General features: G+C 56.0%; 17 protein-coding genes. 12 read left to right on the top strand and 5 right to left on the bottom strand.

Features of this window, described 5'->3' with window-relative positions:
* Positions 1 to 171: 171 nt before the first annotated feature.
* Positions 172 to 1,334, bottom strand: a protein-coding gene (locus BY454_RS15560; RefSeq protein ID WP_085986438.1) for an IS3 family transposase whose coding sequence is annotated in 2 segments (ribosomal slippage) — positions 172 to 1,079 and positions 1,079 to 1,334 — 1,164 coding nt in all. Because the reading frame shifts where the segments join, the coding sequence is not laid out codon by codon here.
* A gap of 164 nt (positions 1,335 to 1,498) precedes the next feature.
* Here BY454_RS15560 and BY454_RS15555 point away from each other — a divergent pair.
* Positions 1,499 to 1,987 (top strand): DUF6560 family protein, encoded by a 489-nt coding sequence (locus BY454_RS15555; protein WP_008172247.1) that lies wholly within the window; start codon positions 1,499 to 1,501, stop codon positions 1,985 to 1,987.
* A 665-nt stretch (positions 1,988 to 2,652) separates the two neighbouring features.
* On the opposite strand, the gene BY454_RS15545 is transcribed toward BY454_RS15555, so the two are convergent.
* Positions 2,653 to 3,519: a LysR family transcriptional regulator gene (locus BY454_RS15545; protein WP_008172249.1), complete on the bottom strand. Its 867-nt coding sequence runs from the start codon at positions 3,517 to 3,519 to the stop codon at positions 2,653 to 2,655.
* 160 nt (positions 3,520 to 3,679) lie between these two features.
* Between BY454_RS15545 and BY454_RS15540 the strand changes: the two genes are divergently transcribed.
* The gene (locus BY454_RS15540) at positions 3,680 to 4,789 is read left to right on the top strand and encodes an alcohol dehydrogenase family protein (protein ID WP_008172251.1); all 1,110 of its coding nucleotides are present in this window, start codon (positions 3,680 to 3,682) and stop codon (positions 4,787 to 4,789) included.
* An 88-nt stretch (positions 4,790 to 4,877) separates the two neighbouring features.
* Here the strand turns inward: BY454_RS15540 and BY454_RS15535 are convergent, their stop codons facing one another.
* Positions 4,878 to 5,129: a hypothetical protein gene (locus tag BY454_RS15535; protein WP_008172254.1), complete on the bottom strand. Its 252-nt coding sequence runs from the start codon at positions 5,127 to 5,129 to the stop codon at positions 4,878 to 4,880.
* 292 nt (positions 5,130 to 5,421) lie between these two features.
* Here BY454_RS15535 and BY454_RS15530 point away from each other — a divergent pair, with 292 nt between their 5' ends.
* From BY454_RS15530 to BY454_RS15520, 3 genes are all read left to right on the top strand, one after another.
* The gene (locus BY454_RS15530) at positions 5,422 to 6,447 is read left to right on the top strand and encodes a lipid A deacylase LpxR family protein (RefSeq protein ID WP_053115234.1); all 1,026 of its coding nucleotides are present in this window, start codon (positions 5,422 to 5,424) and stop codon (positions 6,445 to 6,447) included.
* Between the two features lie 118 nt (positions 6,448 to 6,565).
* A complete protein-coding gene (gene trxA, locus BY454_RS15525; protein WP_008172259.1) occupies positions 6,566 to 6,889 on the top strand; it encodes a thioredoxin in 324 nt (107 codons plus the stop codon).
* Between the two features lie 134 nt (positions 6,890 to 7,023).
* The gene (locus BY454_RS15520) at positions 7,024 to 7,974 is read left to right on the top strand and encodes a LysR family transcriptional regulator (RefSeq protein ID WP_008172260.1); all 951 of its coding nucleotides are present in this window, start codon (positions 7,024 to 7,026) and stop codon (positions 7,972 to 7,974) included.
* Between the two features lie 14 nt (positions 7,975 to 7,988).
* On the opposite strand, the gene BY454_RS15515 is transcribed toward BY454_RS15520, so the two are convergent.
* Entirely contained in the window at positions 7,989 to 8,876 is an 888-nt protein-coding gene (locus BY454_RS15515; RefSeq protein WP_008172262.1) for an AraC family transcriptional regulator, read from the bottom strand.
* A gap of 166 nt (positions 8,877 to 9,042) precedes the next feature.
* On the opposite strand from BY454_RS15515, the gene BY454_RS15510 reads away from it, so the two are divergent.
* The 7 genes from BY454_RS15510 to BY454_RS15480 all read left to right on the top strand — a co-directional run bounded on the left by BY454_RS15510 (position 9,043) and on the right by BY454_RS15480 (position 18,389).
* Entirely contained in the window at positions 9,043 to 10,206 is a 1,164-nt protein-coding gene (locus BY454_RS15510) for an iron-containing alcohol dehydrogenase (protein ID WP_008172264.1), read from the top strand.
* A gap of 64 nt (positions 10,207 to 10,270) precedes the next feature.
* Positions 10,271 to 11,002, top strand: coding sequence for an AraC family transcriptional regulator (locus BY454_RS15505; protein ID WP_104417490.1), 732 nt, complete (start codon positions 10,271 to 10,273; stop codon positions 11,000 to 11,002).
* An 88-nt stretch (positions 11,003 to 11,090) separates the two neighbouring features.
* A complete protein-coding gene (gene yddG / locus BY454_RS15500; RefSeq protein ID WP_104417489.1) occupies positions 11,091 to 11,990 on the top strand; it encodes an aromatic amino acid exporter YddG in 900 nt (299 codons plus the stop codon).
* A gap of 16 nt (positions 11,991 to 12,006) precedes the next feature.
* Positions 12,007 to 12,339, top strand: coding sequence for a tRNA-binding protein (locus tag BY454_RS15495; protein ID WP_104417488.1), 333 nt, complete (start codon positions 12,007 to 12,009; stop codon positions 12,337 to 12,339).
* Positions 12,340 to 12,615: 276 nt separating this feature from the next.
* On the top strand, positions 12,616 to 13,791 hold the full coding sequence (locus BY454_RS15490; protein WP_104417487.1) for an efflux RND transporter periplasmic adaptor subunit: 1,176 nt from the start codon (positions 12,616 to 12,618) through the stop codon (positions 13,789 to 13,791).
* A gap of 10 nt (positions 13,792 to 13,801) precedes the next feature.
* Positions 13,802 to 16,993: an efflux RND transporter permease subunit gene (locus tag BY454_RS15485; RefSeq protein ID WP_104417486.1), complete on the top strand. Its 3,192-nt coding sequence runs from the start codon at positions 13,802 to 13,804 to the stop codon at positions 16,991 to 16,993.
* Positions 16,986 to 18,389, top strand: a complete 1,404-nt coding sequence (locus BY454_RS15480; RefSeq protein ID WP_104417485.1) for a TolC family protein — start codon at positions 16,986 to 16,988, stop codon at positions 18,387 to 18,389. The genes BY454_RS15485 and BY454_RS15480 overlap by 8 nt, the downstream gene beginning before the upstream one ends.
* Before the next feature lie 143 nt (positions 18,390 to 18,532).
* On the opposite strand, the gene BY454_RS15475 is transcribed toward BY454_RS15480, so the two are convergent.
* The gene (locus tag BY454_RS15475; RefSeq protein ID WP_104417484.1) at positions 18,533 to 19,615 is read right to left on the bottom strand and encodes an alkene reductase; all 1,083 of its coding nucleotides are present in this window, start codon (positions 19,613 to 19,615) and stop codon (positions 18,533 to 18,535) included.
* Between the last annotated feature and the right edge of the window lie 469 nt (positions 19,616 to 20,084).

The following is a 20,084-nucleotide window of genomic DNA, read 5'->3' as shown; positions in this document are numbered from 1 at the left end:
CAGAAATTGCCAAAGCTATTGAAATCGTTTTTCGGTCATCCGGACCTGGCTTATATCTCCGGGTAATGTTCGCTTACTTTATTTCGGATTAGTAAGCTCGGTAGTCGCCCCCAGCAGAGTGCCGAGAATGGAGTAGAGTGTTTTTCTCTCTGGATCAAACGCATGTAGTGGTCAACTAATCCCGGACAGTATTTTAAGGTTTTCCTCAGCGGCAACGGGAGAAATACCACCGTTGAACGTGTGAGGTCGTTGCCGGTTGTAGTAGTCCATCAGATAGCCACCAACATCTTTTTTGGCCTCAGGCAGGTTCCGATATCCCAAGGCCGGTATCCACTCAGATTTCAGGCTCCTGAACAGCCTCTCCATCGGTGCGTTGTCCCAGCAGTTGCCACGTCGGCTCATGCTTTGTGTCATTCGATAGCGCCATAGTCTCTGACGGAACTTACGGCTTGCATACTGGCTTCCCTGGTCCGAATGGAACATAACTTTCTCTGGGTGACCGCGCAGTTCCCAGGCGTGGTCCAGAGCTTTGACGACCAGATCTGCATCCGGACTGGATGACAACGCCCAACCAACAACGCGGCGAGCATACAGATCCAGCACGACAGCCAGATAACTCCACCGCTGGCCGCTCCAGACGTAGGTGATGTCACCACACCAAGCCTGATTGGGCCGGTCTACCGTGAACTCGCGGGCCAGGTGGTTCGGGATATCCGGTCGTTCGACCGTGGCCTGCTTGTAAGCGTGAGGGCCTGGCTGCTTACAGATCAGCCCCAACTCGCTCATCAGACGTCGAACCTTGAAGCGCCCGACGACAATGCCTTCTTCGCTGAGTAAGCCCTTTATTGTCCGGCTGCCGGCAGAGCTGCGGCTCTTCGTGAACAGCCGGTTTACCTGGGCCTTCAGGGCCAGACGCTCAACATCCACACGGTTCCGCCGTTGGCGGTATTCGTAGTAACTAGAACGACTGATATCAAACGCATTGCAGACCATTTCAACAGGTATTCGCTCACTCAACTGGTCTATCAGCGCGTACGATTCATGTCGTCCGACATCAAGAGAGCGGTAGCCTTTTTTAGTATGTCTTTCTCCTGTTCAAGGCGCTTGCAGCGGGCTTCCAGCTCCTGAATACGGCGCTGCTCCGGGGTTAACGCCTTGCCCTTCGGGGTGACACCGTCACGCTCCTCGGTCAATTGGTTAACCCAGCGCCGGATAGCACTTTCACCAATTCCCAGAGACACGCTCGCCTGGGGAATCGTGTAACCTTGATCCAGCACCAAGCTGGCTGCTTCCTGTTTGAACTCAGGAGAAAAAGAACGTCGCTTTCTGGTCATCAGACACCTCGTTTATGGTGGCGATATTACCACCTACGTTGGTGTCCGGAATCATTGAACCACTACAACCCCTCCTGCTCTGGCTGAAGACGTCAGACACCTTCAATGTGGCACATCGATGCCTGGGGAGCAGGGGAAGCTTATATCATTCGTTAGGTGTTTTAATGGAGTATCTCTACAATGTACTTCTATTCCTTGCTCAAATTGTGTTCTTTTGGATTATACTTAGCGGTAAGGTTTCGATAGATAGAAGTTGGCTGGTTGTTCAATATGGCTGGGTACTCAAGGTAGTTGTGATCGTATTCACTTTGTTTTTCTCCCTTGTTTTATATTCTGCAATTCAAGAAGAGAGAGTTATTCAAGTAGTTTACTGGTTTCTTTTCTCTATCGTCGGAGTAGGGCTAGTGAGCTTGAATGAGGTCTTTCGTCGAAAAATTTGGTTCGATGAAAAGATGATTTACTACCAATCAGCTTTCGGCAAAAGAGTCAGATTACCGCTTTCGGAAGTCGTGTCCATAAGCCGTGGCCGGTATGGGTCCTCGTTTAAAATAGTCGGGGCGAAGGGACAAAAAGTTGAATGCTTCCTTCATATGGCGGGTAGCATTGAGTTTTATAATTATGTTCGCTCAATATCAAGAAATGACCAAACCTAACCAACGCATCAACCTCGCCATGGACTTCCAACTGATGCGCAAGGCGTTAATTGACATGAGCAGAGTCGTTGAGTTGGTAGATGGAGCCCATTTCGTAGCAACTCTATGGTGCTTGTCTCCCCTAATTCCGGTGTCGTTGCTGGCTTCTGAGGAGGTAGTTTGGATGCCTTACGCTGGGGCGTGCATATTTGCCTTATTCGGATATTCCGTTTGCAAGCTGCGTTCAAAACGCAAGCGCGAGTCTCGTTGGGGGTATTCTGATGCAGTTGCATATATTGTCCTACCACTCACGTTATTTGGTCTCTCGTCGTACGGAATGTTCAGCAGTGCTGTCACTTAACCAATCCCGTTAGTCCCGAGGCCTTTGAAAAGGCCTCCGTTTGAGGCTGAGGTGTGTCATATGCATCGCGGTAAGTCCAAAACGGAGACAACTCCATAGGCATTGGTCGCCTTATCCGAATGTTCGCTTTGCGACCGCCTACGCCTTCCCAACTACTCTAAATAAAAGGATTCTCGATGCCTCCTCCTCGCGATCATCTAATAACATTGGCACCTGATGTCCAATGATCCGTTCCTACTGATCGCGGAGAGGCGAAGTATTTAAAGAATATCGGGGTGTGCCCTGGTTTTTTCAGTCATACCGGCTTGGTCTGTGTGCCTGGTCATCAACCTCTGACAAGGGCCCGGGCAGCCGACAAGACGCATTCCTGAAGGGGCTGCATGAAATTGGGGCTCAGGGTGCCTGCGTCAATTATATTCATGGTCAGCAGCCTTTGCCCGGGTAGCTGATCGATTTGGAAAGGGCGAACCCTTGAGGACGTAATCGACGACTCTGGCAAAAGGGCCACTGCCAGTCCAGATTCGACCGCCGAGTATAGGTTTGCCATGTCCGAACTGGTCAGTACCGGATGATAGTCCAAGCCGGACTGCCTCAGATCCGAGGCAGCGAGATCCCGCAACGCGCAGTCGCTTTCCAGCAAGGCAACCGGGAGTGCCTCCTCTGTATTGATCGGTAGCCCGGCCGGGGCATACCAGTACAGAGCTTCCGACCACAAGTTTTTCTCCGGGGAGAACTGAGGCTCGCCCGTAACAATGGCCACATCCAGATCCCCGGTGGTTACCAGTTCCCGGAGTTTACGGCTGCGGCCACAGGTAATCCGGGGCACCAGCTCGGGAAAGGCCTTCCGAATGCGAGGAATGAACTGCTTTAGGAACGGGTGGGCATAATCTGTGGGTATTCCGAAGTGCACCGGCCCTCGCAGGGGCTCCGCGCTAAGCGCACTCAGCGTCTCATTGTTCAGACGCAGCAGTCTGTCAATGTAACTCAGCAACGTTTTACCGGGCTCCGTAAGCTTGATGCCCTGGTTACTCCGTTCAAGAAGTCGCTGCCCCAGCTGTTCTTCCAGGCGCTTGATCTGCATGCTGACAGCTGCTTGCGAGCGGTACAAGCGACTCGATGCCTCTTTAAAACCGCCTGCCTCTACCACGGCGGCGAAGGTGTTCAATAGGTCCAGATCCAGTAAGGGTTTCATAGGATTCGTCTTCGTTCATGTATCACAAAACCTAAATTATCATATCAGCAATATTCGTTTGATTGAACTACTCTGCACTTTTATGATGTCGCCATATTCATTGCAATTGACGATTTAGTGATCAGGCCAATGGGTCTGGCACGAACGAGGAGATGACACCATGAATCACATCGATATCCCTGAGACCATGACAGGAGTTGTTCTCACCGGGCATGGCGGTTTGGATAAACTCGAATTCCGGGAGAACCTTAACGTGCCCAAGGCCGGGGTGGGAGAGGTGCTTATCAAGGTCGGTGCTAGTGCCATTAACAACACCGACATAAATACCCGCACAGGCTGGTATTCCAAGGGCGTGACAACGGGAACGGATCAAGGAGCGGCATCCGGATTTGAGACGGCCAGCGAGGAAGACGGTACCTGGTCCGGAAAGCCCTTGAGCTTTCCGCGTATTCAGGGAGCCGATGTGTGCGGAACCATCGTTGCGGTCGGTGAGGCAGTGGACCGGGGACGGATCGGCGAGCGAGTGCTGGTTCGCCCCATGCAACAGTCGCCTGATAACCCGTCCTCCTACAACCTCATCACATTTGGTTCCGAGTGCAATGGCGGCTACGCCGAGTATGCCGTGGCGAGATCCAGCGAAGTGTTTGCGGTTAACAGCACACTGAGCGACACCGAGCTGGCGTCTTTTCCCTGTGCATACTCAACCGCTGAAGGCATGCTGGACAGAGCCGACCTGAAAGCCGGAGAACGGATTCTAATCACAGGCGCTTCCGGCGGCGTTGGATCAGCAGCAATTCAGCTGGCGAAACGCCGGGGTGCCGAGGTCATCGCCGTGTGCGGTGAATCCAAGTTCGACGAGGTGCGTTTGCTGGGCGCTGACCAGGTCGTTCCCAGGGGGGAATCGCTGCTGGAAGTACTGGAGCAGGACAGCGTTCAGGTAGTGGCGGATCTGGTCGCTGGCCCGCAGTGGCCGGAGTTATTGGAGGTGCTTAGCCGAGGCGGTCGTTACGTCGCCTCGGGGGCCATTGCAGGGCCAATGGTGGAGCTGGATGTTCGTACTCTGTACCTGAAAGATCTGAGCCTGTTGGGTTCCACCTGGCAGCCCAAAAAGGTGTTCGAGAATCTGATTGGCTACATTGAGCGGGATGTAATCCGGCCCGTAGTAGCGAAAAGATACGCTCTGCGTGATGTGGTAACGGCTCAGCAAGATTTTATGACCAAGCGCTTCTCCGGCAAACTCGCGATTGAAGTTGCCGAACAGAATCACTGAACAAGAGAGCAGGTAGGAAGAGAAAGCTGATAAAAACGCACCGTCCCTGGTGCCAAGACGCAAATGAAACTTCTGAAACAGGAATGCCTCAACCGTGGCTTTCGGAGCGCACCTCGCCACGGATAACAACCTGACCGCTGTAAGGGGCCGGCTCTGCGTTTTCATGGTTCGCGTTCCGGTCCTGAATTTCACCACGAATAACGACCTGGCCGCTGTAGGGCGCGGGATGGGCCTCTTCGGTGCTCGGCTGGTCTGACTTTCGGTCTGCCAGAGTTGCGTGAGCGGGAAGGGCAGTCGCAGCCATGAGTGAAGCCAGGGTAATCAGTGCAGCTTTACGCATTTCAATTCTCCAAACATTGAGTGGGTTCAGCTGATCCCGCGGCAAAAGCTGTTCGGGCATCAGATGGGAGAATTATGGAGGCGAAGGCTGCCGAAGGAATAATTCTTAAACGGTATGGCTAACATCATTTTCCGTGATGTAACTAACGCGCAACCGCACATTTAGTGGCCGTATTTATGCTTATACATAACCCTCAATGATGTTTTGAATATCAATCCATAATTAGTCCTGCCAGCCCGCTACTTGAAAAATAGCAGCCAACTTTTCGACCGATCTGAATTCGGAGTTGGCTATGTTTCGTCGTTTACTAATTGCTTCCCTCGCAACAGTTGTATTCGCTCCTTTTGCGCACGCAGAGCCTGGCGACTCGGTACTTGCGCTTTCGACAGACAATGACCTGTTTGCGCCGACACAAACAGACAGAGACTATACAGCGGGTCTCGCCATTACCTATTCATCCAACTCACAAGAATTCATTGATAACCCCGTGTCCCAGGTGAGCCAAGGCTTGGACGGTTTGTTGCTACCTATTGTGGGGGGCAGCGTCGAAATCCCCGAAAGCGCCGCGCTTGAATTCGGTGCTTATGGTTTTACCCCTGAGGAGATCAGCGCATCGGACATTGATCGAAGTGATCGGCCATACAGCAGCCTGGTCTATATGTCGTCTAGCCAGAGTTATGAATCCCCCGGTGCAGGCTCCGGTTGGACAACGTCGATGACCGTCGGGATTCTCGGGCTCGACGCGTTCAAAGCCGGGCAAAATGCTGTGCACAAGGTGGTGGGTAGCGATCGCGCAAACGGATGGGATCATCAGATCTCGGAGGGCGGTGAGCCGACGTTCCGATACTCAGCGGCGTATCACCAGTACCTGGACGCCAGCCAACCCGATCAGCAATACAAAGTGACCTATTTTGGATCAGTGGGCTATTTGACGGAATTCGGCGCGGCGCTGGTGTTCCGTGATGGACTGATTTCCTCGCCAGACAACCGTTTTAACCCTGAGCTGATGGCTTATGGCGAACGAGCGCCGGGTGTTTCGGCACCAGGTGGCCGTGAGAGCTATTTCTGGGGCGGTTTGTCCGTAAAAGCGCGGGCGTACAACGCATTTCTTCAGGGGCAGTTTCGCGATTCAGACCACGAGCTGACCGCCAATGATCTGAACATTCTGCTGGCTGAAGTCTGGGGAGGCTACACCCACAGTTTTCTCGGCGGCAGCGAAATCAGTTACGTGCTGCGAGTTCAAAGCTCCGAAATTAAATCTGGTACGGGAAACCGCACGCTCGCCTGGGGTGGCATTGTGTTTAGCAAGCGGCTGTGAAGGCCGCCGGTGACCATTCATCAGATCACTGAATGGAACATATACCGCACCGGAATTAGTTTTAACCCCGTGAAGGCCTCATTCTTTCACTAACCCACAGGGCAAAGGAGACTGTGAAATGAGCAAGATCATCGAAGTAACCGATACAAACTTTAAAGAAGCGGTCGAGCAAAGCGAGCAGCCGGTGCTGGTGGATTTCTGGGCACCGTGGTGTGGGCCATGCAAAACTGTTGCACCAATGCTAGAGGAGATCGCCGATGAGTTCGGCGAGGCGCTAACCATCGCCAAGGTCAACGTGGACGACAGCCCCGAGATTACTGCAAGAATGCGTATCCGGAGCATTCCGACGCTGGCTCTCTTTGATGACGGCGGAATGATCGCCCAGAAAACCGGAGCCGGAAGCCTGGGTGAACTGAGAACCTTTGTAAAAGGACATCTGTAAACCGGAACCAAAGCCTCCCTAGCGGAGGCTTTCTGCGTTCTGTGGGCGGCAAAAGGTCTACAGGAATACCGCAATTGCGGTTGTGTGTAATCCGGGCCAGACTTATGCCGGTTCAATCGCCCCAGGTATATGGAATGAAAACACAAGAACTACAGTTGTTGTATATTTTTGACGCCATCATGACCGAGCGGTCGGTGACACGCGCAGCAGACCGGCTCGCCATGACGCAGCCGGCGGTTTCCAATGCTATATCGCGAATGCGTCAGATCTGGAACGATCCTCTTTTTGTGCGAAAAGGGCGTCAGATTGAACCCACGTCCTATGCATTAAGCCTCTGGGACCAGGTCAGCGATCACATGTTTGCACTGACCAACGCGGTCAGCGCAACCCAGTTTGATCCGAGCACGTCAAACCGCACCTTTCGTGTTGCGGTCACGGATGCCATTGTTGAAATGATCTGGCGTCAATTGGTGCAAATGCTTGAAAGCGAAGCGCCCGGTGTTGATGTACACGCGGTGCCTTACACACCCGAAGGCACCCACGCCGATCTGAGAGAAGCCCATGTTGATGTGGCGGTGGGCGTTTTATCTCAACACGATTACAGCCTGCGAAGCACCTGGCTTTTCGAGGGGGGCTACGTGCTCGCCATGCGCGCCGACCATCCGCTGGCCGGTCGACAGATTACCATGGAAGAATTCCTTGAGGCGCGACATCTTCTGGTAAGTATGTCAGGCGATGCCCATGGCTTCGTGGACAGCTATCTCGATCAGAAGGGTATGAGCCGCCGGATAGCGGCGACTGTTAATCATTTCTCAACAGTTCCGGTAGTACTCAGAGAAACCAACCTCATTGCTGCTGTCCCAGAATTGATCAGCCAGGATTGTGGTTTCGTGAACGGCCTATGGATGGGTGAGCTTCCCTTCGACGTCGATCCGACGAGTCTATACCTGATCTGGCACGCCCGTCATGACCGCGACCCCGGAGTCGTTTGGCTCCGGGAGAAGATGGAGAATCTGCTCCAGGAACGGTGGCATGACATTATGGTCAATTCTCCCTGTGGACGGCACCAGCTGAAGGCTGTCTGAGTCGATGCAGCGTTTCAGGCGGTGGTTTGCAGCGCCATAGTGACCGCTTGTGGTGGCTGCCCGTAAAACCGCTTGAATTCCCTGCTGAACTGGCTCGCGCTTTCGTAGCCCACCAGGGATGCGGCCTGGCTCACCTTCACACCCTGATCTGAAAGCAACTCCCGGGCTCGGGTGAGCCGGATGCGTTTGATGTACTGGATGGGGGACTGCGCAGCCACCTGCCGAAAATTGCGGTGGAAGGTCGCCGGACTCATGTTGGCAAGAGCGGCCAGCTGTTCGACATCCAGCGGTTCCGAAAAGTGCGCATGAACGTGCTTGAGCACCGGCTCCAGTCGGGAAAGTTGGGTGTTATGCCGCACCAGATCTACCAGCGAGGCGCCGTTCGGGCCCCGGAGCGCGTGCAGCAACAGTTCCTTTTTCAGGCCCGGTCCGAGGGCCTTGGCCGCCAGCGGGTCATTCAGCGCCTCGGCAAGCCGCACCACGCTGGCGTTGAAGGCGCGAGTGGCCGGAGCCACGTACAAGGTGTGCGCATTCAACGAAGGAGCGTTGGCGCCGCCGGTCTGCCGGCACTCATCAAAAATCCGCACCAGCTCATGCAATGCCGACAGATCCAGGTCCATGACCAGGGAGAGCAGGGGACCGTCGGGTGGCGTGATTGCCTCGCAGTCAGCGGGCGTGGGTAGGGTCAGCACAAGGTAGTTGTCGGGGTTGTACTCGTACACCTGGTTGTCGAGAAACACCCGTTTGGTGCCTTGGGCCATGATAATGATGCCCTGGCTGTAACAGAGCGGCTCTCTGCCCGTGGTTTCGTTGCTTCGGTAGACCCCGACGCCCTCAATCGGTGTTGGGTTGTAGCCCTCGGTCGCTGCAAGTGGGGCCAGCAGTTGGGCGAGTGTGGGCATCGGTCGGTCTCCTGAATGGGTGAAGACGCCATCTTACCTGCGATGCATTAAAATGCCTAGTCGTGTCGTTAATGATAGGAAAAGGCATGCCAGTGATCGAAATGCCCATTCTGATTTGGTCTTGCGGCGATACAATCTCTCCACGCTTTGATGAGGAGAGAGGATTATGCAAAATTTCGATTTCTACAATCCAACCCGTATTGTTTTCGGCAAAGACCGTCTGCAGGAGCTGGATCAGCTCATTCCCAAGAATTCTCGGGTGCTGGTTCTGTACGGTGGCGGCAGCGTCAAGCGGTTCGGTACCCTCGATAAAGTTCTGGCCGGCCTGGGTAATCGGACGGTGTTCGAGTTCGCCGGCATTGAGCCCAACCCGCGCTACGAAACCCTGATGGAAGCGGTGGATCTTGTCCGCCGGGAAAGCGTCGATTTCCTGCTGGCCGTTGGCGGTGGCTCGGTGATGGACGGCACTAAGTTCGTGGCCGCGGCTGCGCCGTTTGAGGGCGACGAGGAAAGTCTGCTGGAGCATGGCTTTGCCGGCCTTCCAGTGGAACAGGCACTGCCACTCGGCACCGTCGCCACCCTGCCGGCGACAGGCTCTGAAATGAACATGGGCGCCGTCGTCTCCCATAAGGGCGGGAAATGGCCGGTAATGAGCCCGCTGTTGTATCCGACGTTCTCGTTCCTGGACCCGTCGCTGACCTTCTCCCTGCCCACCAGGCAGGTCGCCAACGGCGTGGTCGACGCCTTCGTGCACGTGGTTGAACAGTATGTAACTTATCCGGTCAACGCGCAGATTCAGGACCGCACCGCTGAAGGTATTCTCAAGACCCTGATCGAGGTGGGCCCGGTCACCCTGGCCAACCCGGAGGACTACGATGCCCGTGCAAATCTGGTCTGGGCGGCTACCTCCGCGCTGAATGGCTACATTGGCGTGGGCGTTCCCCAGGATTGGAGTACCCATATGATTGGGCACGAACTGACCGCCATGTTCGGCATCGATCACGGGCAGAGTCTCGCCATTATCCTGCCGTCGGTCTGGAAACTCCGTAAAGAGCAGAAGCGGGAAAAACTCCTGCAGTACGCCGAGCGAGTATGGGGCATCGTCGACGGCTCTGAGGAAGAGCGCATCAATCAGGCCATCGCCCAGACCAGAGCCTTTTTCGAAAGTCTGGGAGTTGCAACGCGACTGGATCAATACGGGGTCAAAGAAAATCAGGTGGCCGACATCGTCGAGGCGTTGAAAGCCCATGGTATGACCGAGCTCTCGGAGCGGGGCGACATGACACCAGAGATCAGCCACCAGGTTTTGATCGATGCCTTCAGTGAGTGAGAAATCCCGGAGCATCGATCGATAACCTGCCCGAAGTGAACGCTGTTCTGTATGATGCGAAACCATGAAGAACGCGCGATCAAAAATCCAACTGAAGAGTTACAGCGATCATGGGCAAACACACGCCCATGATCATCATCAGTTGGTGCTGCCCTTGGTGGGAAAACTTTCTCTGTCGGTAAATAGTCGGGCCGGGGAAGTGGCTGAGGGCAGAGCGGCGATCATCGCCGCCGGTCAGGATCACGATTTCGAAGCCCGGGATGACAACCGGTTTGTGGTCGCAGACGTTCCAGATGGCTTGGCTCCGATGCTGGACCGGCTGCCCTGTTTCGTGCAGCTCGATGCCGGGTTGGAGCATTACGTGCAGTTTCTCCATGCCCAGTTGCAACAGGGCGCGGAAGGCTCCCAGACTCAGCACCAGATGTTGCTGTTGCTGATCCAGCTGCTGCAGGAGCGCTTTGGAGACCGTTTACGGTTGGATCGCCGGGTGGATGTGGCGAAACGCTTCATCGACGAAAATTTCCACCAGAGAATCACCGTCAATCAGTTGGCCACCATCGCGCACCTGAGTGTGCGGCAACTGAACCAGCTGTTCCGGGAGCAGGTGGGCTTGCCCCCCCATCATTATCTGACCGAGTTGCGGATGCAGACGGCGTGGCAACTGCTCGAGCGGGGTGACCTGTCGATCCAGAACATCGCCGACGCCGTGGGCTTCAGCTCACTGTCAGCCTTCAGTGATCGATTCGCCCAACATTTCGGGCACTCTCCCAGTCATTTTCGCCGACTTTGTAAATAACTGTTCCGAATTCTGAAAGCCTGTCCATCACCGGCTCAATAAGCTGTTGCGTCTGAACTGATTGATCTCTGACTGAGAGGACGCAATTATGACCGCGGCATCCGCCACCTGGATTGGCTCAATATCGGTGCTTTTATGGGGCACCCTGGCTCTGCTGACCAAACTTACCGGCGGGCAGATTCCGGAATTTCAGCTCATGGCCATGACCTTTACACTGGCTTTTGCACTAATGTGTGTCCGTTGGTTCAAGGGCGGGCACACGGGCATCCGCTTCGCGAAGCAATCCGCCTTTGCCTGGACCATCGGTGTGGTGGGCCTGTTCGGCTATCACTTTGCCTACTTCAAGGCCATGAACTTGGCACCAGCGGTCGAGGTCAGCCTGCTGGCCTATCTCTGGCCGCTGTTCATTGTCCTGTTTTCGGCGCTCTTGCCGGGCGAGTCCTTGCGGGCACAGCACATCGCCGGGGCGGTGATGGCACTGGTTGGCTGCTGGTTGCTGATCGGTCGGAATAGCAGCGGCTTCAGTGCCCAGAATCTGGACGGCTACTTGGTGGCGTTCGCCTGCGCCTTGATCTGGTCGTCCTATTCGGTGCTCAGCCGTCTTGTAAAATCTGTGCCTACCGATGCTGTTGGCTGGTTTTGTGGTGTTACCGCGGTCCTGGCTTGGATGTGCCACCTGATGTGGGAACAAACGGTGTGGCCGGATGGCGCAAGCCAATGGGTCGGAGTGGTCGGGCTGGGCCTTGGCCCCGTGGGCATCGCCTTTTTCACTTGGGACTACGGGGTAAAACACGGGAACATCCAGCTGCTGGGAACCCTGGCATACAGCGCCCCCCTCATTTCGGTCATCTTGCTCATCGTTTTTGGCTTCGGCGAGGCAACGATGGCCGTTGCGGGCGCCAGCACGCTGATTGTGTCCGGATCACTGGTAGCTGGAAAAACCCGAAACACAGAGACTGCCAAAACTGTAAATTACGAAGCTGTGTAACAACGGAGGATTTAGAATGATTTCCTGGGAAGATTTTGAAAAAGTGGAATTACGGGTTGGCACCATTATCGAAGTTCAGCCGTTCCCTGAAGCCAGAAAACCGGCCTACAAACTGAAAGTGGACTTTGGCCCGGAAGTTGGTGTGCGAAAATCCAGTGCCCAGATTACTGAGCTGTATTCTAAGGAGGACCTGCTGGGCAAGCAGGTATTGGCTGTCACGAACTTCCCTCCCAAGCAGATTGGTCCGTTTGTCTCTGAGTGTCTCGTAACCGGGTTCAAAACCGAAACAGGCGTGGTAGCGCTGGTAAGCCCTGATTCTGAGGTCGAGAATGGGGAACGGCTGTTTTAATCTAAAGAGTGCGGTTCGCTGCGTTCCCGGGCTTTCTCTCCTAGAGAGTCGATCAGCGCCCTGACTCTGAGGGCGTTTTGGCTCTCCAAATCCCCCTCCTGCATAAATCCTGAGCATTATCACCGGTGATGATGAGTGCAATACCGCATGGTGATTATTTTTAGCGTGCTCCAGCAAAGATAATTCCCGCCACGAACCACTCCGGCGCGGGGCTCATGACCAATCTGTCCGCGCCGGCGCCGAAGTCCCCATCATGAACGATTAAGGATTTAGTCCATGACTTATCGAATTCTTGCCGTGCTCAGCGCGGCCGTGTTTGTTCTTGCCGGCTGCGAAAGCGCAGCTCAGGGCACCGCGAGCCAGCCGGAGCCGCCTTCGGTAGAGGTGGTTGCCGCCGCCAGTGCCCAGGTTCAGCCCCAGAAAACCTACACCACCCGTATTGAAGCACCGGAAAACGTCGAGCTGCGGCCCCGACTATCCGGTGTGGTTGATGAGGTGCAATTTGTAGAGGGGCAGAAGGTGAGCAAAGGCGACATCCTGTTCCAGCTGGATGATCGTCACCTGACAGCCCGAGTGGAACAGCTGAATGCCGAGTTGGCCCGGGCAGAAGCAGCCCTCTATCAGGCCAAGGCGGAAGCTGCACGGGCAGGGCGCCTGCTGCGCAGCAACGCCATTTCCGAAGAACAGGCTGAGCTACGAGATTCCGCGCGCCAGCAGGCCGAGGCTGAGGTTTCCTCTCTCAACGCCCAGCTCAAGGAGGCGAAACTGCAGCTGAGCTACGCCACGATCCGTTCGCCAATCGACGGGGTTATTTCCCGGGCCAACATCACCGCGGGAAATACCGTGACCGCGAACCAAAGCCGGTTGACCACTATCGCCTCGAATCAGGACCGATACGCGTACTTCGATATGGATGAGGGCACCTGGTATCGATTCTTCCGCGTCCGCGATCGGGCTCTGGGCTCGCCGGTGCGCATTCAGCTGACCGGTGAGCAGGACTTCCCCCACGTGGGCGAGATCGACTTCGTTGATAACACCATCGACACCAACACGGGCACCCTGCGGCTGCGTGCGGTATTGGCTGATTCCAGAGAGGCTCTGGTGCCGGGTGCATTTGCCCGTGTGAAGGTTGCCGTGGCCGCAACCGAGCAGAAGATCATGGTTCCTGATCGTGCCATCGCGACCGATCTCGACAGTCGCTTCGTACTGACCGTCAACGAGCAGGGGGAGACGAGCTACACCCCGGTCACCGTCGGTAAGCGTTTCGGTACCTTCCGTGTGGTTGAGCAGGGCATTGCCGAAGGCGATGTCGTGGTGGCGAACGGGACGGCCAAGGTAGGTCCTGGCATGACCATCGCTCCGGTCATGCTGTCAGAAGCACCGTCCGACGTGGCCTTCACGCTTGAAGAACACGCACCGGAAGTCCAGCAGACCGCTGGCGTAAAGTTCTGAGGCCCGAACGATGAAATTTCCCCATTTTTTTATTGACCGGCCAATATTCGCCTCCATGCTATCCCTGATCATTCTGATCGGGGGTGGCATCTCTCTGTTCCAGTTGCCGATCAGTGAGTATCCGGAAGTGGTGCCGCCCACGGTGGTGGTCACGGCCAACTACCCGGGCGCAAACCCGAAGGTGATTGCAGAAACGGTCGCGTCGCCGATTGAGGATGAGATCAACGGCGTGGAGAACATGCTGTATATGTCGTCCCAGGCAACGGCCGATGGCCGTATGACCCTGACGGTAACGTTTGCGCTGGGTACTGATCTCGACAAAGCGCAGGTTCAGGTCCAGAACCGGGTTGATATTGCGCTGCCGCGTTTGCCGGAAGAAGTGCAGCGCCTGGGTGTGGTTACTGAGAAATCATCCCCGAACCTGAGCATGGTTGTTCACGTTCATTCTCCGGATGAGAGCCGGGACATTACCTATCTGGCCAACTACGCCGAGCTGAATCTGAAAGATGAACTCTCCCGCCTTGGCGGCGTTGGTGACGTTCAGTTGTTCGGTGGCGGTGAATTTGCGGTTCGTCTCTGGCTGCAGCCGGATGAACTGGCCGCCAGGAATCTCAACGCCTCGGATGTGGTAAACGCCGTGCGTGCCCAGAATCGCCAGATTGCGGCCGGTACTCTTGGCGCACAGCCGGCACCGAACGACAACCAGTTCCAGTTGATGCTGAACGTCCGCGGGCGCCTAACCTCCTTGGATGAGTTTCGTGACATTGTTCTGAAAATTGGTGATAACGGTGCCATCACGCGTCTCTCTGACGTTGCAAGAGTGGAGCTGGGCCAGAACACCTACGCCCTTGAAGCGGGTCTCGATGGGAAGCCGGCGGTTGCCATGCCGATTTTCCAGCGCCCGGGGGCTAACGCCATTCAGCTTTCCGACGATGTTCGGTCAACCATGGCGCGGTTGTCGCAGGATTTCCCGCAGGGCGTCGAGTATGAAATTGCTTACGACCCGACTGTGTTTGTTCGCGGCTCCATCGACGCGGTCATCACCACCTTGTTGGAAGCTATTCTACTGGTTGTGCTGGTGGTGGTGTTGTTCCTGCAAACCTGGAGGGCGTCCATTATTCCGCTTGTTGCGGTGCCTGTATCACTGGTGGGCACCTTCGCCGTGATGCAGTGGTTGGGTGTTTCCATCAACACGCTGTCGCTGTTCGGAATGGTGCTAGCGATCGGTATCGTGGTTGACGACGCCATCGTGGTAGTCGAGAACGTGGAGCGGAACATTCATCGGGGGCTCTCGCCTCGTGAAGCCACCAAAGTGGCCATGAATGAGGTCACCGGGCCGATCATTGCCATTGCTCTGGTGTTGTGTGCGGTCTTTATTCCGACGGCCTTCATATCGGGCCTTTCCGGCCAGTTCTACAAGCAGTTCGCCTTGACCATCACGATTTCAACCGTGATCTCCGCCTTGAACTCGCTGACCCTGTCGCCGGCGCTGTCCGCGCTGCTCCTAAAGGGCCACGACGAGAAGCCCGACCGGCTTTCCCGGGTTCTGGAAAAGGTGTTTGGTCGCTTTGTGTTCCAGCCGTTCAACCGGTTCTTTGACCGCACAGGTAATGCCTATGAAGTTCTGGTCAAGAAGCTGATCCGCTACAGCGCCATCGTTGGCGTGGTGTATGTCGGATTGACCGTTTTCGCCGGTGGCCTGTTCAACGCGGTACCGGGTGGTTTCATTCCGCAGCAGGACAAACAATACCTGGTCGCAGTTGCCCAGCTGCCGGATGCGGCGAGCCTTGACCGGACCGTGGACGTGGTCAACGAAATGCAGCAAATCGCGCTGGAGACCGAGGGTGTGGCGAATACCATTGCGTTCCCGGGCCTGTCCGTGAACGGTTTCACCAACAGCCCGAACAGCGGCATCGTGTTCCTGCCGTTGACCGATTTTACCGAACGCACGTCTCCGGAGCTCAGTGCGGGGGCGATTGCAGGCAAGTTGAACGGCGCGTTTTCAGGCATTGACGAAGGGTTTGTGGCGGTGTTCCCACCACCACCGATCCTGGGCCTGGGCACCACGGGTGGCTTCAAACTGCAGATCGAAGATCGAAGCAGCAAAGGCTTTGAAGCCTTGTTTGATACCCTGCAAACCACCATCAACGAAGCTCGCAAGCATCCGGCACTGACGGGTCTATACTCCAGCTTCCGGGTTCAGGTACCCCAGTTTGACCTGGATATCGATCGGGAGCGTGCGATGCTGCTGGGCATTCCGCTGGAATCCGTGTTCGACACACTGCAGGTGTATCTGGGGTCGGTGTACGTCAATGACGTGAACATGTTCGGCAGTACCTATCAGGTGATTGCCCAGGCCGAGTCCGACAAGCGCCTTGATCCGGAGCACATTCTGAATCTGAAGGTTCGCAACCAGCAGGGCCAGATGATCCCGCTGTCCGCGGTGATGAGTGTCGAATCGACCATCGGCCCGGATCGTGTGATGCGTTACAACGGCTATCCAACGGCTGAACTCAACGGGTCGCCGGCCCCGGGCTTCAGTTCGGACCAGGCTCAGGCTGCTATCGAGGAGGTTCTCGCACAGACTCTGCCAGAGGGCATGGCGTTTGAGTGGACCGAGGTGACTTATCAGCAAAAACTCGCCGGCAACACCATGGTCTATGTGTTCCCGCTGGTTATCTTGCTGGTATTCATCGTGCTGGCGGCTCAGTACGAGAGTCTGCGACTGCCGTTTGCCATCATTCTGATTGTGCCGATGACCTTGCTGTCGGCTTTGGCCGGAGTATGGCTGACCGATGGTGATAACAACATGTTCACCCAGATTGGTCTGATTGTTCTGGTGGCATTGGCGAGTAAAAACGCCATTCTGATGGTCGAGTTCGCCCGTGACCTCAACCTCCAGGGACACAGTCATTATCAGGCCATTGTCGAGGCCTGCCGTTTGCGTTTACGCCCGATTTTGATGACATCGATTGCCTTCACCGCAGGCGTGGTACCGCTGGTGCTTGCGAGCGGAGCCGGTGCGGAGATGCGCCACGCCATGGGCATAGCGGTGTTCTCGGGAATGATTGGTGTCACCGTGTTCGGCCTGCTGTTTACCCCGGTATTTTACGCGGTGATTCAGCGTGCCAAGGCAGAACCCAAGACGCCGGCCAACGCCAAGGCGATCCCTGAACAGATCACGGAGAACGACCATGCTTAAACGGGCGGTTAGTGTCTTGCTCGGGGCAGCGCTGCTGGTTGGCTGCGCTGCAACCCCGGATTATGAGCTCCAACAGGAGGCGAACGAACGTTACCTCGACAGCCTCAGTTTCGGTGTTCAGAGCACAGACGCCACCACAGCGGAGTGGTGGAAGAGCTACGAGGATGACCAACTCAATCAACTGGTCGAGGTTGCGCAGGCCGCTAACCTCGATCTGTTGGCAACCCGGCAACGGGTCCGTCAGGCGCTCGCGGATTTGGGTGCGGATGAAAACCGCTTGCTTCCTCAGGGAGGGGTAACCGGCGATTACGAGGCGATCGATCGAAACAGTGTCCAGGAATCCTCTGCCGTCGGTCTGGCGGCCACCTGGGAAGTGGACCTGTTTGGCCGGCTGAGAGCGCTGATCGACGCCGGTGAAGCCAATCTTGAGGTTGCCCTGAACAACCAGCGTGCGGTGCTGAGAGAAGTCACCGTTGGCGTTGTCCGAGCCTATCTCGAGTGGGAAGCCGCTCGCCAGCGGGTTCAGTTGATCAAGGCGGACATTCGGGCATTGGAAGACACCCGGGAAGTCATGGCCCTGCGCGTGGAGGAAGGCATCTCGCCGAACCTGGATCTCGCCCGCGCAGACACGCTGCTGGAACAGCAGCGTGCCAAGCTTCCTGACGCGCGAGCCCAGCTCTATCGGGCCAAAGCGGTGCTGTCCGTGCTCGTCAATGAAGATCCCGAATCGCTGGCCCTGAAACCGGCCCCACGTGCACTGGCCGCTTCCATTGGGGTACCGGAGGCGGAGCGGGCCAACGAGGCCATGCAGCTGCGTGCGGATATCGGCGGTGCGCTTGCAGCGCTGGCCCGGGATGTGGCGGTTGGCAACGCCCTTCGGGCAGAACTCTATCCCCAGTTCTCGGTCAAGGGATTTCTGGGGCTGACCAATGTGGCGGAAGTGTCCGATGGCTTTGAAGGTACCGGCAGCATCGCTCCTCGTATTTCCTGGTCGCTGTTGAGTTATCCGGTGATACTGCAACGGGTGGAAAGCCAGGATGCAGTCTCGGAAGAAAGTTACATTCGTTACCGCCAAACCATCATTGACGCGGTCGCCAGTGCGCGTGTTGCCGTCTTTGCTTACGGACGGGCTTTTGAAGCTGATCAGGCAACGGGCAGGGCGTTTGACGCAGCCAACGAATCGCTCGCGATCGCCAGAACGATGCATCGTGAGGGTGCCATCGGCTACCTGGATTTGCTGGACGCCAACCGAACCTTCATTTCCGCTCAGCAGGACCGGCTTTCCGCCAGGTTGTCCTATGCGGCGGCCCAGCTTGGGGTGATTGAGGAATTCAGTGGGGTTTGGTCGTCGGAGGCGCACCGGCGAATGCTGAAGGCAACGGGTGGCGAGTCTTGAGGAAGAGGATATGGTTTAGCTGAAAAAAGGAAGTTCCTGGCTTTAGCGGCAAGCAAGGAGATCGCGCTTTCAAAGGACACTTTTTCTCAGCATCGAAAAAGGGGGCTAAAAGCCCCCTTTCGATACTGTGCTCCGACTCAATATCATGCTTCGGCTAATTCCTCGATGTAAGGGTAATCAATATACCCCTCCGCCCCCTGGGTGTAAAAAGTCGAGGGATCTGCTTCGTTGAGCTCGGCGCCAAGCTTCAGGCGCTCCGGAAGGTCCGGGTTGGCAATGAAGGGCACACCAAAGGCGACAGCGTCGGCCATCCCGGATTCGATAGCTTGTTCTGCTTCTTCACCGGTGTAGCTCATATTGAGGATCAACTTGCCCTTGAAGTGCTCGCGGACCGGAGTAATGACGTCCGCTTGCTGCTCCCCGAAAAAGTCGCTGCGCATCAAATGAACAAAGGCAAGGCCGTAGTCGTTCAGGCGCTTGGCGAGCCAGTTGACCAGGCCGACCGGATCACTGTCCTTCATGCTCTGGAAACTGTTTAGGGGGCTCAGTCGAACACCAACGTTCTCGGAACCGAACACTCCGGATACGGCTTCAATCACCTCCAGCAGAAGTCGGGCGCGATTTTCGATCGGGCCACCGTAGGGGCCTTCTCGATGGTTGGAACCATCACGCAGAAACTGGTCCAGCAGGTAGCCGTTGGCGCCATGAACCTCGACACCGTCAAAGCCAGCGCGCTTGGCATTCTCGGCGGCGGTGCGGAAAGCGTCGATGATGGCCGGGATTTCGTTGTCGGCCAGTGCACGGGGAACCGTGTAGGACTTCTTGCCTTCCGGTGTGTGCACTTCATCGCTGGTGATGGCAATGGCGCTGGGCGCTACCGGATCCTTGCCGTTGTTTAACACCGGGTGGCAGGCGCGGCCGCCGTGCCAGATTTGCAGATAAATCTTGCCACCTTTGGCGTGTACCGCATCAGTGACTTTCTTCCAGCCTTCAACTTGCGCCTCGGAATAGATACCAGGCTCGCGCCAGAAGGCCGAATTGCCTTCGATGGCCATGGTCGCTTCGGCGATGATCAGACCAGCAGAGGCACGCTGCGCGTAATACTCAACCATCATATCCGTAGGAACGTGATCAGCGTCGGCACGGACGCGGGTGAGGGGGGCCATGAAGATCCGATTGGCCAATTCACTGGCGCCCATTTTCAGGGGAGTAAAAAGTGTGTTCATAGCATCCTCCGGAAATATTGTGCAAACCATAAACTATCCGCCCGTGGGCCGGGCGGACTAATTCGGATGAGATATATCAATCATCATCCTGGCTGATGCGACAGGCTGGAATCCGCCTTCGCAAGTTTCCCTTGGGGACAGGTTCGATGATGACGTAGCCATCGCGCATCATCGTCTCGAAATCCTGCTCGATCTGCGTCTATTGCGTTCGGGACCTGGCTAGAGCCTGCGATTGGTTTTCGTGGTCGGCTGGTTGCAAAGAGCCTGCAGACCAACCTGATTTTTGCCTGAACCCCGCGCACTTTAGTAGGGCACCTACTTCGGTATACGCCTATATTCTCGGTTTGAAAATAAGTGAACGTTCATTTATTTTGGGCCGACCAATTTGAAGCGTTGAGCAGACAAATGCGGCAAAGAGACGACTCGAAACGAATAGCCTTCCTGGAAGCTACCGTGAGGGAAGTAGCAG

Source organism: Marinobacter persicus (assembly GCF_002934325.1).
Classification (GTDB): Bacteria; Pseudomonadota; Gammaproteobacteria; order Pseudomonadales; family Oleiphilaceae; genus Marinobacter; species Marinobacter persicus_A.
The sequence above is the reverse complement of the archived record's forward strand: the minus strand, read 5'-3'. Positions and strand labels throughout refer to the sequence as shown.